This window comes from Kitasatospora sp. A2-31 (genome assembly GCF_022288725.1).
GTDB lineage: Bacteria > Actinomycetota > Actinomycetes > Streptomycetales > Streptomycetaceae > Kitasatospora.
This window is the reverse complement of record NZ_JAKNTA010000280.1, coordinates 1-1,021: the sequence shown is the minus strand read 5'-3', so window position 1 is coordinate 1,021 and position 1,021 is coordinate 1. Positions and strand designations below refer to the sequence as shown.

The 1,021-nt window shown below is 75.1% G+C and carries 1 protein-coding gene; it reads right to left on the bottom strand.

The window, feature by feature from the left end; all coding sequences use genetic code 11:
• Window positions 1-18 precede the first annotated feature (18 nt).
• The gene (locus tag MCM47_RS41450) at window positions 19-840 is read right to left on the bottom strand and encodes a GPP34 family phosphoprotein (protein ID WP_238951916.1); all 822 of its coding nucleotides are present in this window, start codon (window positions 838-840) and stop codon (window positions 19-21) included.
• Between the last annotated feature and the right edge of the window lie 181 nt (window positions 841-1,021).

Here is a 1,021-nt window from a genome sequence, read left to right as displayed (position 1 = left end):
CCCGCCGCTCCCCGCGGCTCAGGAGGCCGTGTTCGCCGACATCGCCGAGATCGCCCGCCGGACCGCCCGGGGGACCGGCAGCTCGTTGGCCAGTCGGCGCGCGGCGCGCCGGGTGGGGGCGCCGGCCGGGCCGGGGTAGAGCCGGCGGTGCAGCCCCGCTGCGAAGATCAGCCCGGCCAGCTGGCGGTCTCGATCGGCCGACCGGCGGTCCCGGTCGGCCTCGGCGGTGGACGCCCCGGCCGTACCGGACACCTCGCCCCCGCCGACGGGCGCAGCCTCGGCGGGGGCCGCATCACCTGAAGGCGAGGGCGAGGGGGAGGGTGAGGGCGAGGGAGAGGGCGAAGGGGCAGCGGCGGGCGGCGGCGCCAGGGTCGACCCGGCGTCGTCGACGGCCAGGGTGGCGGCCACCCGAGCCGCGATCTCCTGCCCGATTGCCGGCGGCACCGCCGTGTACCGCCGGTACGGCAGGCCGAGGAAGCTCCGGCGGTCGACGGTGAGGACACCGTCGGCGATCAGCCGGTCGAGGAGCAACTGTTGCGTGGGCTTGCGGGGGATCCGGCGCATGGCCAGGTCGAGACCCAGCCGGTGCTTGCGCTTGCCGGTCTCCTCCAGCCGGGTGAGCACCCCGGCCGCGATCTCGTCGGCGGAGCCGAGGGGCTGGAAGCCGGTGATCCGGCGGCCGTCGACGGTGATGGCTCCGCTGAGCTGCAGTTCGGCGAGGATGCTGCCGGGGACGGCCCAGTAGAAGGCGGACTGCGGAATCCGGAGCCGGCCGCTCACCGGTTCGGCGCAGAGCAGCAGCAGCTCCTCCGGGAGCGAGCGGGTGTCGAGCGGTGCCATGGACGGAACCCCCAGCGGTCGCGGACGGGCGCGTGGGGCCGCGCCGTCCTCGCAACCTACCGCTCCGGAAACGCCTCAGGCCGCCCACCGGAGTGGACGGCCTGAGACCTTGCCATGTGCGCCGCCAGGGACTCGAACCCCGGACCCGCTGATTAAGAGTCAGCTGCTCTAACCAACTGAG